The following is a 15,716-nucleotide window of genomic DNA, read 5'->3' on the forward strand; positions in this document are numbered from 1 at the left end:
TCATGAACGCCTCCCAACGCGGTTTCACCCTGATCGAAGTCGTGGTGACGCTGGCCTTGATCGGCCTGTTGGCGAGCATGGCCGCGCCGCTGACCGAGACCCTGGTGCGGCGTGGCAAGGAGCAGGAATTGCGCAACGCGCTGTACCAGATTCGCGATGCCATCGACGCCTACAAACGCGCCTTCGATGCCGGTTACATCGAGAAGTCGCTGAACAGCAGCGGCTACCCGCCGAACCTGAAAGTGCTGGTCGAAGGCGTGCGCGATGTGCGCAGCGCCAAAGGTGCCAAGTTCTACTTTTTACGCCGCATCCCGCGCGATCCGCTGGTGCCGGCGAAACGGGATGACGAAGGGGGTTGGGGCGTGCGCGCCTACGACAGTTCGGCTCAGAACCCGCGCGATGGCGAGGACGTCTTTGACGTCTACTCCCACGCCCGGGGCAAGGGCCTCAACGGCATCGCCTATCGCGAGTGGTGAACCTCATGCGCCGGGAAAAAGGTTTTACCTTGCTGGAGCTGATGGTGGTGATGGCGATCATCGCCACGCTGATGACCATCGCGCTGCCGCGCTACTTCAACAGCCTCGAAGCGTCGAAGGAAACCACCTTGCGCCAGAGCCTGTCGGCGATGCGCGAGGCGCTGGATCACTTTTACGGCGACACCGGGCGGTATCCGGATTCCATCGAGCAACTGATCGAACAACGTTACCTGCGCAACGCACCACTCGATCCGATCACCGAACGCAAAGACCAGTGGGTGCTGATCGCGCCACCGGACGGCGTCGCCGGTGGTGTGGCCGACATCAAAAGCGGTGCTACCGGGAGGGCGCGTGATGGCAGCCAGTATTCCGAGTGGTAACCGTGCGCAGCAGGGTGGTTTCACTTACCTGGGCGTGCTGTTTCTGATTGTGGTGATGGGCATGGGCCTGGCCAGTGCCGGCGAGTTGTGGTCGACCGCTTCGCGCCGCGACCGTGAACGCCAGTTGCTCTGGGTCGGCACTCAGTACGCCCAGGCGCTGCGCAGCTACTACCGCAGTTCGCCGGGGTTGGCGCAGTACCCGAAAGAGTTGGTCGATCTGCTCGACGATCAGCGTTTTCCAGAAGCGAAACATCATTTGCGTCAGCTTTATCCAGATCCGATCGGTCAGGGTGAATGGGCCGTACAACGCGGTTTCGATGGACGCATCACCGGCCTCAACAGCCCGTCGACCGAGCTGCCGTTGAAGCAGGCGGGCTTCCCGTCGCAGTGGTCGGATTTCGAAGGCATGCAGCGTTATTCGGACTGGCAGTTCGTGGCTGAAAAAGCCTTTCTTGAGGGCACTGGCACTAGTAGCGGGGGCCCGGCCAAAGGCCAGTCAAATTTGCCGCAGGCGTTGCAGCCATGACTCGCCAATGGTGGTGCGCGCTGATCCTCACCGCTGTGGCGTGCTGCGCCCACGCCGGTGAAGAAGACGAAATGATGGGCTTCATCGTCGACGACACGATCTCGCACATCGGCCACGACTTTTACTACTCGTTCAGTGAACGCCTGCGCGACACCAGCCCGATGGATTTCAACCTGGTGGTGCGCGAGCGCCCCGACGCGCGCTGGGGCAGCCTGGTGACCGTGGAATATCAGCAACGCCTGGTTTATCGGCGCTTCCTGCCGCCGAACACCGTGGAACTGAAGGACGAGGCCTACGCGGCCGCCGACTGGGTTCGACGCCAGGTTGTCCAGCGCAAGCTGGAGGCTCTGTTGCAGGACACCACCGACCTTGAGAAGGACGAATTATGAACAGCACAACGTTCTCACGGCGCAGCGGATTCTGGATCTCGGGGTTGTTGATCGGGCTCGCCAGCGTTGCGGCTGTCCAGGCCACTGAACTGGTCTACACGCCGGTCAACCCGTCGTTCGGCGGCAACCCGCTCAACGGCACCTGGCTGCTCAACAACGCGCAGGCGCAAAACGATTACGACGACCCTGATCTCAAGAGCCGTTCGACCGTGGCCGGCACCTCGGCGCTGGAGCGCTTCACCAGTCAATTGCAATCGCGGCTGCTAGGGCAGTTGCTGGACAACATCTCCACCGGCAACACGGGGAGCCTGTCCACCGACTCTTTTATCGTCAACGTCATCGACGACTCCGGGGCACTGAGCATTGAAGTGACCGATCGAGCGACCGGTGAGGTTTCGGAAATTCAGGTGAACGGCCTCAACCCATGACGGGCTGACGGTTCCGGGGAGTGATGGACATGAAAAAATTAATCGCGCTAGGGCTGCTGTTGGCGACATTACAAGGGTGCAGTCTGCGTGAGCCGATGTCGGCCGAGCAGGACACCGAAACCCCGACCCTGACTCCAAGGGCTTCGACTTATTACGACTTGCTGAAGATGCCGCGGCCCAAGGGGCGATTGATGGCGGTGGTGTACGGGTTCCGTGACCAAACCGGGCAGTACAAGCCGACGCCGGCGAGTTCGTTTTCCACCAGCGTGACTCAGGGTGCGGCGTCGATGTTGATGGACGCGATGCAGGCCAGTGGCTGGTTTGTGGTGCTGGAAAGGGAAGGGCTGCAGAACCTGTTGACCGAGCGCAAGATTATTCGCGCGTCGCAGAAGAAGCCGAATACGCCGGTGAATATTCAGGGTGAGCTGCCACCGTTGCAGGCGGCGAACATGATGCTCGAGGGTGGGATCATCGCTTATGACACTAACGTGCGTAGCGGTGGGGAAGGGGCGCGGTATCTGGGGATTGATTTGCAGCGTGAGTATCGGGTGGATCAGGTGACCGTGAATTTGCGCGCGGTGGATGTGCGCAGCGGGCAGGTGTTGGCGAATGTGATGACCAGCAAGACGATTTATTCGGTGGCGCGTAGCGCGGGGATTTTCAAGTTTATCGAGTTCAAGAAGTTGCTTGAGGCTGAGGTCGGGTATACGACGAATGAGCCGGCGCAATTGTGTGTGTTGTCGGCGATTGAGGCGGCGGTGGGGCATATGGTGGCGCAGGGGATTGAGAGGCATTTGTGGCAGGTGGCGGGGGACGCTTCTGTGCCTGGGCAGGATGATGTGTTGAATCGGTATTTGACTCAGAACAAGGTTGATCCTGAGGCGGAGTGAGCTGTTGGATCTTTGAGCTTGGCGGCCTGACAGCCGACCAGGCTCTCTCGGTCGAAACCGGTTTAAACCTGTAGGAGTGAGCCTGCTCGCGATAGCTATCTCACAGACACAGTTGCCATTGCGGATGTACCCAAATCCTTGTGGGAGCTGGCTTGCCAGCGATGGCGGCCTTACAGCCGACCAACCTCTGGCAGATGTACCCAGTTCCAACTGTGGGAGCGAGCTTGCTCGCGAAGGCTTTCTGTCAGGCGGTGGGGTTCTTTCTGATTGAGTACATATCCATTCCTGCGGCAATGGCCACCTAGGGTTTCGCCCTTACGGCGACTCACTTTTTTTCAAACGCCAAAAAAAGTAAGCAAAAAACGCTTGCTCCTACGTACGGCCCGCTCGCTGGGGCTCGGGGTTCCTTCGCTCCGGGATCGATCCGGGCGCAGCGCCTACGGTTTGCTTCGCTGCACCTCCTCTCGCTGTGTTTGGCTGCGCCAAACGGTCGCTGCGCTCCCACCCCCGGATCAATCCCTCCACTCAGCCTTCCGACGTCGCCCGTGGATCAAGATCAAGAGCAGGCGAGCTGACACTCGGCCTATTGAGTGGTGGGAAGCACTGCGGGCTTTTGATCTTCGTAGGAGCCGAGCTTGCTCGCGAAGGCGGCCTGAAAGCCGACCAATCTCTGTCGGAATACACTGAACCAAACTGTGGCTTTCCCAGAGTCACGATTGGGCTTTTTCGGAGGGGTGACGTTAGAATGCCATCACTTTCGCAATTCAAAAGGAATGAATAAGTGCTGATATTGTTCGGGCTGGTGTTTGTGCTGACTGTCGTGTTTGCCGTTTATGGGGTGGTTGGCCTGATAGCGCCGAAGGTATACAGGAACAAAAAAACCGGCAACGTTCCCGGCCGGTTGAGCAGTTTTCTGACGGGGATAATCCTGACGTCGCTGTCCTTCGCTCTTCTGACCTATCTCTCTACCCAGATTCAGCATGCCGGTAGATCTGAGGTGGTGTCCGCCAGCGCCAACCGCAACGCTGCACCTTCAGCGACCTCGTTGGGGCTGACCGCTTCCGAATTCCATGACGCGTTCAACGCTGCCATTGGCCGATACAATAAAAATTATAAAATCGCCGACTTTGAAGTTCGGACAGGCGGAGCCCAGCCGACGTTTTTGTATCAATTGAGCAAGGATCTGCTGATGCAGGGAACCATTGATACGAATGATGCCAACGTAGATGGCGTGACCCTGATGGTTTTTTCGCCGAGCGGCAGCGAGGAAGAACAACGGCAGATATTGACTGTTTTGCTTGCGACGACTGAGGCGCTCAACCCCGACATCCCGGTGGAGGAAAACAAGAAAATCGTCATGGACGTGTTCCATGAGTCTATTGTGAATTTCAACTCCAAGGTGGGCGTCCAGCGGATAGTCGGCGACCTGACTTACTCATCGATCACGCTTGAATACACGGGATTGTGGTTCGTTATCACAAAGAGCAACAAGAGCTGAGTGTTCACCAGCACATAAACATCCGCGACCTCTTCATCAGGAAGTCGCGGGTTACCCATATCCAATTCCCCGCTATCGCAAAGCGTTTGCCTGGCACCGCCCATCCTTTCTGAATGCATCCAATCGGTGTGGGTTTTGATTTTGCTTTTCTGTCGCAGCTGCGGTGCGACGATTCGACTTGCCAGCGATGGCGGCCTGACAGGCAACAAATCTCTTCCATCTGCACTCAGTTCCCCTGTGGGAGCGAGCTTGCTCGCGAAGGCTTTCTGTCAGGCGGTGGGGTTCTTTCTGATTGAGTACATATCCATTCCTGCGGCAATGGCCACCTAGGGTTTCGCCCTTACGGCGACTCACTTTTTTTCAAACGCCGGAATGCCGGCCCAGCAAAAAGTAAGCAAAAAACGCTTGCTCCTACGTGCGGCCCGCTCGCTGGGGCTCGGGGTTCCTTCGCTCCGGGACCGATCCGGGCGCAGCGCCTACGGTTTGCTTCGCTGCACCTCCTCTCGCTGTGTTTGGCTGCGCCAAACGGTCGCTGCGCTCCCACGCCCGGATCAATCCCGGAACGAAGCCTTCCGACGTCGCCCGTGGATCAAGATCAAAAGCTGCAGCCGAGCTAACGCTCATCCTGTTGAGTGGTGAGAAGCACGGCGTGCTTGGCTTTTGATCTTCGTAGGAGCTGAGCTTGCTCGCGAAGGCGGCCTGACAGCCACCCAATCTCTTGCTGACAGCACGCGATTCAATTGTAGGAGTGAGCCTGCTCGCGATAGCTATCTCTCAGACACCAGTAGCTATTGCGGATGTACCCAAATCCTTGTGGGAGCTGGCTTGCCAGCGATGGCGATCTATGAGCCGACCAATTCCCGCCGGTTGCTCTCATTCACTGTAGGAGCTGCCGAAGGCTGCGATCTTTTGACTCTGATTTTTTAAGATGAATATCAAAATCAAGATCAAAAGATCGCAGCCTTCGGCAGCTCCTACACATGCGTATTTCAATTCGGGATGTTTAAAGGATGTTTCGATTTTGCGGAACCTTCCCACAAGGTTTTCAGGTTGTCCGTCGGACGTCTGGTCTCTAGCCTGTATTCGTCGCTGCCAATTCAGCGACCGGGCGTGGAAACCCGAGTAACTACAGAGCGCACAAGCGCCATTCATAACGTATCCTTGCGCACCTTCACTGTGTGCACTTTGTTATGGCGGCTGTGCGTGGGAGACCTTGTGTCTGCCGGGTTGCCTCTGTCCCGGGTTTCCAACCTGCGTACAGCTGCCACCTATTCGCTTGGAAACCGAATGGGGGGCCAGCTATAACCGTCATACAGGGTAAATAATCATGAAAAAACCAACACCCAACCCCCCAGAATCAGACACCAACACCACATCCCCCTACGCCTCCGTCGACAGCAAAAAACTCCACGAAGCCGCCGACCGTGCCCTCGACTTCTACCTCAACCCCACACCTCACATCATGTCCAGCACCAACGAGCCGGAACCCATGTACCTCGCCAACCCCAGGTACAACACCGAATCCCTGCTGGCCAACGCCAGCGAAACCCTAGGCTCGGCCAGCGAAATGCTGATCAACTTCGCCGCCTCGCTGGAAACTTCACAACGCAAGACAGCATTGGGCATCGCTCAAGTCGTCATGCTGGGCGAACTGGCGGTGAATCAAGCGCTGGATCACGTCGAGTTGAAGGATGGCTGATTGATCGTTCCCACGCGCAGCAAAGGAATGCCGCCCCTGACGCTCTGCGTCAAATTCGCAAGTTGGAACGCGGAGCGTCCCGAGAGGCATTCCCACGCAGAGCGTGGGAACGATCAATAACAGAGATTGCGTTTTTACCCTCAGTCCGGAGGCACCATGGATCCCCTGTTTTCCACAACCATTGCAGAGTTCGAAAGCGAAGAGCAGGCCGCCAGCTACGACCGCTGGTTCCGTGCCAAAGTCCAGAAATCGCTCGAAGACCCGCGCCCCAGCATTCCGAATGAGCAGGTAATGGCAGATATGAAGGCGTTGATGGCCGAGCTACGGATCAAACATGAGGCTCGTGAGGCTTTGCGCGAAGAAGCCACGACGCCCCACATTGATCGTTCCCAGCTCTGCACGGAAACGATCAAAACTTGAGACCTCGATCACGTAGAACTGCACGCTTAAGCGCCCTCGCCGTACGCTGGAACTCTTTTTACAGAAAATGACTGCAGGTTCTTAGAAAGAAACACAGGTTCCAAAGTAAACCTCGTCATTGATCATGTAATTGAATGGCTTTTTTTCACCATCCACAAACTCCATTACATTCAGGGCAGTGACGAGTGTCCCAGGAAATTTTTGAGAGGCTGTAATTGCAGAGACAACCTTGAAGGAGTTTTCAGAGCTTCCGGGATCGATAACCTTTGGTTTTGAGTTCAATGAGTTTTTCAGGGTGCCGATGGTTACTCCTGAGGCTCGATCAACAGTGAATTGTCGACCTACGAAGACTTTGTTGAGTAGTTCGTAAGTAGATCCGACATCACCTGTGGCCTGCGAAACCCGCTCTATCGTGCAGATATAATCATCCGTATCAGTTCCGGCGTTAGCGTTGCTGCTCAGTGAAAATAGGAGCAATGGACAGAATAGGGTGAGTAGAGGCGCTCTCATCTTTGCTCCTTAATATTTGGTTTGACGAGAATAGATCACCCAACCATTCCCCGTTTCCTTTTGAAAAGTAGCTGCACAACATTATCTGTTCCCAATAAAAAACCGCGCTCCTGAAGGCAGCGCGGTTTTTTTTGTTGATGAATGGCTAGAAAGAATCGCGTCTCGGATACTCCTGACGCGCATGCAGAACGTTCACGATTTCGATCCGATCTGTCACTCGATAAATGATCAGATAGCTGGAATTTACGACGATCTCCCGAGTGCCGGTGATCCGGCCTGATCGATAGAGATAGGGATGATCAGGAAGATAAGCTATGGCCTTTCCAACTGCCTTTAAGATCTCCTTGGCTGCCCCAACATTCCTTTCGACTATGTATTCGAGCACTGTTACCAGTTTCGCCCGCGCTTCGGGCCTCCACTCAATCGGCCTCGAAACCATTGTCTTTTGCCTTGATCAAGGCATGTATCTCGGCCATTACTTGTTCATGCGAAAGATTCGGGCGCGGATCATCGAGAGACGCTTGTACTTCCGCCCTGAACCAGCGGTCATAGCTCGCAGCCTGTTCTTCAGGATCAAGATCCGAGACGACTGGGCACAGCGGGTCAATCATCTTTGGGTCGATCATGGCACCTCCGGGATCAATGCCTGGAAGTCTATTCGGTAAGGGGAATTTTGTCGTGGTTGTCTGGATGAGTTGCACGTCGGTCGAGCTCCGTAGGGTTCAGGTTGTCCCGAAAAATCCTAGTCCCTGCGCTTCCGACGGCCAACCGCTAGACGTGGTAGGAAAACGTGCAGCTTTTCCATAAACCATTCATTTTTCTGTAGGACGTGGCGCGTCTGGGCTTTAAACAACGCGTGTCGTTGATCGGTCCTACGGACACAAAAAAACCGCGACCCCCCTCACCAGAGAATCGCGGCCCATCAACACCCAACCCCTACTGCTGCAACACCGTCGCCTGGTTAGCCGACCCAAACTGCTGAATATTCGCCGTCTGCGTAACCCCACTCTGATCGACATTGGCAATGTTCCCCGTGCCGCCCTGGGTCACGTACGCCACGTTCATCGTGTCCGCCTGTTTCACCGTGATCATGTTGTCACTGCCATACAACTGCGCGGTATACGCCTGGTTGCCAGACCCGGACTGATCAAACTCAGCACTGTTGCCGGTGCCATTCGAAGAACCCTGCACCAGGTTGCCCGTGCCGCGCTGATCCGAGATCAAAATGTTGTCGCTGCCGTTCTGATCAAAATACAGCTCGTTATACGACTCCGCCTGACTGACCGTGGTCTTGTTGCCAGCCCCGGTCTGGTGCGTGGTCATCACATGGCCGACGCCATCCTGAGTGAAGCTGGCGATGTTGCCATTGCCCGCCTGGGTGACGGTAGCACGCTGGTTACTGCCGAACTGTCCACCCGATTGCGGGCCTTTCCAGTTGCTGGCGTAGACCTTGTTGTCATTGCCCACAGAGGTGGCGCTGAGCGTGTGGCCGTCGCCGCTCTGATAGGTGTAGTGGACGTTGCCATTGCCGACTTGATACAGCGCCAGTGTCGAGTTGACCGATTCGAATTGGTCGGCGTAGATCGCGTTGCTGTTGCCGACCTGGGTGACGGCGGCGCTGTTGTTTTCGCCGAAGCTTTGGTCGACCACGGTTTCGTTGCTGTCGCCGTATTGGTTGACGGTGGCCTGACTGGCGAGTTGCGCGTCCTGCCAGATTTCGCTGCCGTTGAGGTTGCCGAACTGGTTGATGGTGATGTTGCCGCCGGTGCCGTTGCGCTGGTCGCCGTAGGCGTAGTTGCTTTCGCCGGCCTGGTTGATGCCGATCTGGCCGCCGTTATGAGTGACCTGTTCGGCGGTGCCGTAGTTGGCGGTGCCGTATTGGGTGATCACTGAACTGTTGCCGCTGCCTTCATAGAGTTGTTCGATGTTGGCTTCGTTGCTGTCGCCGAACTGGAAGGTTTTGCCTTCGCTGCCGTTCTGCGAATCCTGATAGATGAACGAGAAGTTGCCCGTGCCTTGCTGCTGTTGCAGCGCGCTGTTCGGTGAGCCGAAGCCCAACGACTGGCTGGCGTGGGCGGTGTTGAAGGCGCCGACTTGTTGCTGGGTGATGGTGGCGTTGTCTTCGTAAAGTTGTTCGGCGTAACCGGCGTTGTAGTCGCCGACCGCGTCCTGGGTGATCACGCTGCTGGCGTGGTCTTGCACGGCGGCGGCGTCGTTGCCCTGGCCCAGTTGGGTCTGGGTGGCGGTGCTGAACGGTGCCTGGGTCTGTTTCACGTCGGCGATGTTGGCGGTACCGACCTGGCTTTGGTTGGACAGGCTGTCGTCGGCCATCGCCTGGGCACTGATCATGACCAGGAGGGCGGCGGTGAGGGGCGTCAGTTTGAACATGATGATCTCTCCGATGATTTGCAGTGCTTAGCGATATTGCTTGACCGAAACGCTCATGCCGTTGCCCGACTGGGTCACGGCGCTTTGCAGCCCCGCGCCGGCCTGCTCGATGCTGGCGTCGTTGTTGTTGCCGTTTTGCGAAATCTGCGCGCGGTTGTGGCTGCCGTTCTGAGTGATCGAGGCGGCGTTGCCGGAACCGTTCTGGTTGATCAGCGCCATCAGGTCGCTGCCCTGTTGCAGGATGTACGCTTCCTGATTGCTGCCCGACTGCACGATCTGCCCGAGCAGCGACTGACCGTTCTGTTGCAGCAGGGCGACGTTGGCCTGGCCGAGCTGGTCGATCAGGGCTTGCTGACCCACCGGTGGGGGCAGTTCGCCGAGGTCGCTGCTGGTCGGGGCCAGGTCGTCGTTGTCCATCAGGTCGTCGGCGCGCACGCCCGCAGTGCTGCACAGCAGGAGCAGGCAAAGCAGGGCGGCGGTCGGCGTGTTCATGGCTCACATCCTGTCAGGCGTTAACCGGTTCGAAGTCGGCCCCAGCCACCCGCGAGTGGCTGGGGATCTGGCTTACAGCGTGGTCACCGAGACCGTGCGCACGGTGCCCTGGGACGAGCGGATCGTCGCGGTCGGGTTGGCCGATGGCACTACCGTCGTGTTGTTCAGCGTCAGCCGCCAGCGTCCGGTGACCGGTACGGTGGTGGTGCCGAGGGTGACCAGCCCGGTCGGGGTGGTGACCTGCACGGTGATGGTGTTGCCGGTGGTCACTGACGAGGTGCCGGTGAAGTCCCAGTTGAAGCGCCCGCCCGAGCGTGCCTGCACCGTGGAAGCGGTGACGGTGAAGGTTTCCGCTGCTGGCCGTGGCGACACTTGCACCGTGACCGTGGCCGGCGTCGACAGGGCGCCGAAGCTGTCCCGGGCGATGTAGGTGAAGGTCGTGGTGAACGCCGTGGTGACGGTGGCCGGTGGGGTGTAGGTGATTACCGTGCCGTCAGTGCTGACCGTGCCACGGCCGGCGGCCGGTTGGGTCAGGCTGGCGACGCCCAGCGGCACGTTGCCTTCCGGATCGGTGTCGTTGGCAAGCACGTTGATCGGGATCGCTACACCGAGGGTGGCGACGCTGTCGGCGACGGCGGTCGGTGCCCGGTTTGGCGCGACGGTAATCGTCACGGTGGCCGGGTTGGCCGAGGCCAGGCCTTTGGCGTCCTGCGCTTTGTAGGTGAAGGTCGTGGTCAGTGGCGTGTTGACCACGGCTGGCGGCGTGTAGACCACGGCGGCGGTGCCGCTGAGGGCGACGGTGCCTTGGCCGGCCGCCGGTTGGGTCAGCGCGGTGATGCCCAGTGGGTTGTTGCCGTCGGGATCGCTGTCGTTGGTCAACAGGCTGAGGGTGATCGGCACGCCGAAACTGGTGCTGCCGGTGTCGGCGTTAGCGATCGGTGCCTGGTTTTCGCCGGTGTCCGGTGCGGTGCCGACTACGACGACTGCTTCAGTGTCACTGCCACCAGCGGCGGATTTCACCGTCACGGTGGCCGGTGGCTGAGTCAGGTCGGCGACGGTGATGCGCTGCAAGGTGCCGGACTTCGATAGACGTCCGTAACCTTGCGCAACCATGTCCGGGATCGCTACTTCATCGGTCGATGTCGCTTCGATCAACAAGGTTTTGTTGGACCAGTTGTAGCGCGCAGTCTGCACTTTCACCACGTCGGTGAGCTTGCTCGACACCGATGTCGGGCGTGTGGTCCCGGCCGGGTTGGTCGCGGTCACGACGATGACTGACGGCAGGGTGCCGTTGCCCAGGCGCTGACCGAAGAACAAACCGGTATTGTCACCGGTCAGGCTGGTCTGGCAAGGCGTTGGCGGTGGGCCGGGCAGCAGCGCCACGGTTTCGCGGAAGCACAGGGTCGAGCTGCTGTCAGCCTTGGCGAACACTTCGGCACGCACACCGGCCGAGGTGCGGCGATAGGTGGCGCGGTCGAGTTCGACAGCGGTTTGCTGACGGTTGTCGAGCACTTTGCCGGCGACGGTAAACAGGCTGGTTTGAATCGTACCCGCAGCGGATGGCCCGACGATGCGTACGAAGTTGGTGTCGAATGGGCTGCCGGTCACGGCCTCGGTGAGGTTCGGATCACCGACGAAAGTTTCGACACCGCCGCTGTCAGGATTCACTTCGGTGTAAGGGCCGTTGACGCTGCGCAGGAACGGGCCAATGGCACCGGTCAATGCGCCGCTGAAGTTGCCCGGCGCGCCGATGCCGATGTCCTTGGTGATGTTGATCGCACGGCGCCCGGGGGTGGTGACGTTGACCGTTTCGACGCCATACGGGTGGGTGATGGTGTATGTGCCGGCTACGGGAACGTTCACCCGGATGCGAATTCGCGCGAAAGCTATTTGATCGCCGTCCACCGGATTACCGGAGGAAAACGCTGCTTCTATCCCCGCGACATAAGCGTCCATGCCATAGCCCGCGCCGTTGTTGGGAATAGTGGTTTCGGCGAGAAACCAGAAGGCTTCCGGCGGCCAGTTGTCGGGGAACACCATCGGCAGGCTGTCATCGAAGATGCCCGGTTCCGGCAGCAGAGTGCACATGTAGGCCGGTGGCGTGCTGACCGCTACTCGCGAGCTGGCGGCGCGCGACTGGCAGAGCTCCATCGACAGCAGATTGTTGTCCTGGTACCACATCGGGAATTTCCCGGTGGCAAAAGTGTAGGGGCCGGGGTCGACGGCGGCGAGTTGCGCATAGGCACTGCCGGTCAGCGAGAGAGCGAGCCCGAGCGCGTTGAGCGCAAAGCGTGGCCACTTGTTCATGATGCCTCCTGATGCGGATCTGGGCATGTGAGCGTTCATTGCACGATGACCACTTCTTCGGTGTCGCTGCCGCCGTTGGACGACGTCACGCGCACCTTGGCTGGCGGTATCGGCGAGATCCCGGTGGCCAGACTTTTCAGCGCGCCGTCGCCGCTCAGCGCACCGATGGCGGCGCCGCTGCCGGAGGTGGCGGTGAGTACGGGTGGCGAGGTTTCGTCACTGGTCGAGGCCACCACGGTGAGTTGTCCGGAGCTCAGGCTGTATTGCGCGCTCTGGATCACTACCAGGTCGGTCAGGGTCATGGGCAGGGTGGTCGGCGTGCTGCTGGCGATGGCCAGGTGGTTGTCGGCGGTCACTTGCAGGACGCTCGGGACGGTCGGGTTGGCCGACGATTGCGCATACCAGGCACCGGTGGAGTTGGCTTCGGTCATGTTCAGCACCGGGGTGAAACTGGTCACGGCGACGGTGCCGGGCGCTGGTGGTGCGAGGACGAACACGTCTTGCTGGGCGACCGGTGCGCTGGTCCCCGCCTTGCGTGAGTAAGTGCTGCGCTGGGTAATCATTGGTGTGGGTCGAACTACCGTCGACAACTTGCCGGAGACGGCAAATGTCGTCGTCCGCAGATCCAGACCATTGGGGCCTTCGATGCGGATGAAGTTGGTGTTGAACGGGCTGCCGGTCACGGCTTCTTCAAGGTTCGGATCACCGACAAACTGTTCTGCCGAGCCAGTCACCGGGTTGGTTTCGGTGTAGGGCCCGTTGAGACTGCGCAGGAACGGTCCGACGTCACCCTTGAGCGCGCCGTCGTAGGTTTTCGGTGTGCCGATGCCGATGTCGCGGGTCATGTTGATCGCGCGGCGGCCGGGCGTGTCGATGTTGAACACTTCGACGCCATACGGGTGGGTGATGACGTAGGTGCCGGCCGTAGGAATATCGACCCGGATGCGGATCCGCGCGAAGCTGATCTGATCGCCTTCCGCCGGGTCACCGCCACTGAACGCGGCTTCGATCGCCGAACCGTAGGAGAGGTTGATGCCGCGCGCGGCGTCGACAATCGTGCCGTCAGCGGTGAACCAGAACGCCTCGTCGGGGAAGTTGCTGGGGAAGGCCAGCGGTTGAGCGTCATCGAATATGCCGGGGGCCGGCAGCAGCGAGCACATGTACGAAGGCGCGCCGGGTGTGCTCGGCACGCGTGAGCTGAGTGCTTTGGACAGGCACAGATCCAGGGTGCGACCGTGGGTGTCCTGATACCAACTGGCGAAACCGCCAGTGGCCACCGTGTACGGACCCGGGTCAACAGCAAACAAAGCGGCCTGGGCTATGCCCTGGGCCAACGCGCTCACGACCAGGACAGTCGCGGTTTTGGACAGTAAAGGGTGCATGAGTTAATCCCTCTATCGAAGTACCTGCCCCTTGGGGATGGGTCAGTTGCACAGGGCCTGTACACCTTCCATGCCAAGGTGTGGTGGATGGGCGGGAGAGGGCCGGGGTAGAGGGCTTGACGCGCAGAAGGGTCAGGTTTTTGGCCAGCGGGGAAAGGGCGTCATTCCCCAGGATTGGGGACGGTGGGGATGAACACTCATGGCCTGCCGAACACAGATCCTTGTAGGAGTGAGCCTGCTCGCGATAGCGGACTTCCTGTGACGAAAATGTCGATTGATCTGCCGCCTTCGCGAGCAAGCTCGCTCCCACAGGGATTTGTGGTGGTTTGGGCGGTCTTATCGGGTCGATATCCCCGCATCCGGGCAAACCCCCACCCGTGGGCTATAACCCTATAGGACGTATCGGGAAGTCGCCGCCATGAACATGCAGTCGAAATCGCTTCCGGTTGAGGAGGGCACGCTACGCTTGGGTTCGCGCAAGCAACCGTTCAACCTGCTGCGCTGGTTTTCGCTGATCAGCATGGCCGTGATCGGCACCGTGGCCATCGCACTGGGCGCGGTTTCAACGCGTTTCGTGATCGAAGAAAGCGTGCAGCGCGATGCCTTGCTCACCGCGCAGTTCATTCAGGCCATCGCGTCCGCCGAAGTGCGGCACGTGTCGATTCCCAACATCCGCACGATGGGCGAGTTGCTCGATCCACGTCAGGACAAGGATTTTCCCGATGTCGACCCGCAGGCCCGGGCAGGTGCGCGCGGTGAATTTCTCGACCACATCGAACACCTGCCGGACGTGATTCTCGCCAACATTTACGCGCCGGACCGCCAGGTGATCTGGTCGACCAATCCAGCGCTCATCGGCACCAGCATCCATGCCGACGAAGACCTTGATCGCTCCTTTAACGAAAAGATTCCGGTGTCGGCCAGTTACCACGACGTCGACAAGGCCCGGGAAGAGCAGAAGTTCGTCATCCCGCCGGATTACATCTTTATCGAGAACTACATTCCGCTGTTCGACGCCGAGGGCAAGAACGTTACGGCGATGGTCGAGATCTACAAGGAACCCAAGGATTTGATCACGCGCATGGAGCGCGGGCTGGCCCTGATCTGGCTAGCCACTGCGCTCGGCGGCGGGCTGATTTACCTGGGCCTGTACTGGATCGTCCGGCGCGCGGCGATTCTGCTCGCCGCCCAGCAAAAACAACTGATCGCCAATGAAACCTTTGTTGCCCTCGGCGAGATGTCCTCCGCTGTTGCGCATAGCCTGCGCAACCCGTTGGCGACGATCCGTTCCAGTGCAGAACTGGCGCTGGAGTTCGATGCCGGCCCGGCAGAAAAGAACATCAAGGACATCATCGGCCAGGTCGACCGCATGTCGAAATGGGTGCGCGAGTTGCTGCAGTCCCTGCGTCCGCTCAACGATGACCCGGAACCGGTGAACCTGGTAGCGGCGCTGCACGAAAGCCTTGTCGCTTTTGAACAGCAGATCGCCAAGGCCGGCGTGCAGGTGGTGTTTCATCCGCAACACACGCCGATGGTGCTCAGCCAACCGGTACAACTGACGCAGATCCTCAACAGCCTGCTGGCCAACGCGCTGGAGGCGATGGACAAGGGCGGCACATTGACTGTCAGCCTCGAACCGAGTGATGACCGTGGCGTGTGCGTGGTGCTCAGTGACACGGGTAAAGGCATGAACGAAGAACAACGGACCATGGCGTTCCGGCCGTTTTTTACCACCAAGTCTGGCGGCCTCGGGGTCGGTCTGGTGCTGGTCAAACGCATCATGGAGCGCTTCGGCGGCGGCGTGACCCTCGACAGCCGCGAAGGTGAGGGCACCTCGGTTCGATTGGCATTCCAATTAGTCCAATGACGGGCCTATTCCATTTCGCGGACTGCCGAAGACTGCGATCTATCGACTGATCGTTCCCTCGCTC

Annotated in this window: 17 protein-coding genes; 10 read left to right on the plus strand and 7 right to left on the minus strand. The window is 59.2% G+C overall.

The features are described from left to right. The first annotated feature begins 2 nt into the window (after nt 1-2). From AB4O01_RS01330 to relB (AB4O01_RS01370), 9 genes are all read left to right on the plus strand, one after another. On the plus strand, nt 3-476 hold the full coding sequence (locus tag AB4O01_RS01330) for a type II secretion system protein (RefSeq protein WP_016987878.1): 474 nt from the start codon (nt 3-5) through the stop codon (nt 474-476). A 5-nt stretch (nt 477-481) separates the two neighbouring features. Beyond that, on the plus strand, nt 482-856 hold the full coding sequence (locus AB4O01_RS01335) for a type II secretion system protein (protein WP_007919395.1): 375 nt from the start codon (nt 482-484) through the stop codon (nt 854-856). Beyond that, entirely contained in the window at nt 831-1,382 is a 552-nt protein-coding gene (locus AB4O01_RS01340; RefSeq protein WP_093439240.1) for a type II secretion system protein, read from the plus strand. Before AB4O01_RS01335 ends, AB4O01_RS01340 begins: the two co-directional genes overlap by 26 nt. Then, nucleotides 1,379-1,771, plus strand: coding sequence for a curli production assembly/transport protein CsgE (gene csgE, locus AB4O01_RS01345; RefSeq protein ID WP_093439237.1), 393 nt, complete (start codon nt 1,379-1,381; stop codon nt 1,769-1,771). Before AB4O01_RS01340 ends, csgE begins: the two co-directional genes overlap by 4 nt. Further along, nucleotides 1,768-2,199, plus strand: a complete 432-nt coding sequence (locus AB4O01_RS01350) for a curli assembly protein CsgF (RefSeq protein ID WP_093439234.1) — start codon at nt 1,768-1,770, stop codon at nt 2,197-2,199. The genes csgE and AB4O01_RS01350 overlap by 4 nt, the downstream gene beginning before the upstream one ends. A gap of 29 nt (nt 2,200-2,228) precedes the next feature. Then, nucleotides 2,229-3,089 (plus strand): CsgG/HfaB family protein, encoded by an 861-nt coding sequence (locus tag AB4O01_RS01355; protein WP_186624638.1) that lies wholly within the window; start codon nt 2,229-2,231, stop codon nt 3,087-3,089. A 781-nt stretch (nt 3,090-3,870) separates the two neighbouring features. Then, nucleotides 3,871-4,587 (plus strand): hypothetical protein, encoded by a 717-nt coding sequence (locus AB4O01_RS01360; protein ID WP_108227334.1) that lies wholly within the window; start codon nt 3,871-3,873, stop codon nt 4,585-4,587. A gap of 1,327 nt (nt 4,588-5,914) precedes the next feature. Beyond that, nucleotides 5,915-6,286 (plus strand): DUF6124 family protein, encoded by a 372-nt coding sequence (locus AB4O01_RS01365; RefSeq protein WP_093439225.1) that lies wholly within the window; start codon nt 5,915-5,917, stop codon nt 6,284-6,286. Nucleotides 6,287-6,442: 156 nt separating this feature from the next. After that, nucleotides 6,443-6,706: a type II toxin-antitoxin system RelB family antitoxin gene (gene relB, locus AB4O01_RS01370; protein WP_460090391.1), complete on the plus strand. Its 264-nt coding sequence runs from the start codon at nt 6,443-6,445 to the stop codon at nt 6,704-6,706. An 81-nt stretch (nt 6,707-6,787) separates the two neighbouring features. Here relB (AB4O01_RS01370) and AB4O01_RS01375 read toward each other — a convergent pair whose 3' ends face one another. The 7 genes from AB4O01_RS01375 to AB4O01_RS01405 form a co-directional block, all read right to left on the minus strand. Further along, on the minus strand, nt 6,788-7,216 hold the full coding sequence (locus AB4O01_RS01375; RefSeq protein WP_460090393.1) for a hypothetical protein: 429 nt from the start codon (nt 7,214-7,216) through the stop codon (nt 6,788-6,790). Nucleotides 7,217-7,361: 145 nt separating this feature from the next. After that, on the minus strand, nt 7,362-7,655 hold the full coding sequence (locus tag AB4O01_RS01380; RefSeq protein WP_081265248.1) for a type II toxin-antitoxin system RelE/ParE family toxin: 294 nt from the start codon (nt 7,653-7,655) through the stop codon (nt 7,362-7,364). Then, entirely contained in the window at nt 7,636-7,842 is a 207-nt protein-coding gene (gene relB, locus AB4O01_RS01385) for a type II toxin-antitoxin system RelB family antitoxin (protein WP_159815041.1), read from the minus strand. Before relB (AB4O01_RS01385) ends, AB4O01_RS01380 begins: the two co-directional genes overlap by 20 nt. 310 nt (nt 7,843-8,152) lie before the next feature. Continuing rightward, entirely contained in the window at nt 8,153-9,604 is a 1,452-nt protein-coding gene (locus tag AB4O01_RS01390) for a curlin (protein ID WP_460090395.1), read from the minus strand. 27 nt (nt 9,605-9,631) lie between these two features. Then, nucleotides 9,632-10,096, minus strand: a complete 465-nt coding sequence (locus AB4O01_RS01395) for a curlin (RefSeq protein WP_008077339.1) — start codon at nt 10,094-10,096, stop codon at nt 9,632-9,634. A 72-nt stretch (nt 10,097-10,168) separates the two neighbouring features. Next, entirely contained in the window at nt 10,169-12,403 is a 2,235-nt protein-coding gene (locus AB4O01_RS01400; protein WP_099758593.1) for an Ig-like domain-containing protein, read from the minus strand. A 35-nt stretch (nt 12,404-12,438) separates the two neighbouring features. Further along, on the minus strand, nt 12,439-13,785 hold the full coding sequence (locus tag AB4O01_RS01405) for a hypothetical protein (protein WP_093439210.1): 1,347 nt from the start codon (nt 13,783-13,785) through the stop codon (nt 12,439-12,441). A 418-nt stretch (nt 13,786-14,203) separates the two neighbouring features. Here AB4O01_RS01405 and AB4O01_RS01410 point away from each other — a divergent pair, with 418 nt between their 5' ends. Next, nucleotides 14,204-15,652, plus strand: a complete 1,449-nt coding sequence (locus AB4O01_RS01410; protein WP_427119513.1) for a sensor histidine kinase — start codon at nt 14,204-14,206, stop codon at nt 15,650-15,652. The last annotated feature ends 64 nt before the right edge of the window (nt 15,653-15,716 follow it).

It is taken from the genome of Pseudomonas sp. S2_E02, assembly GCF_054668355.1.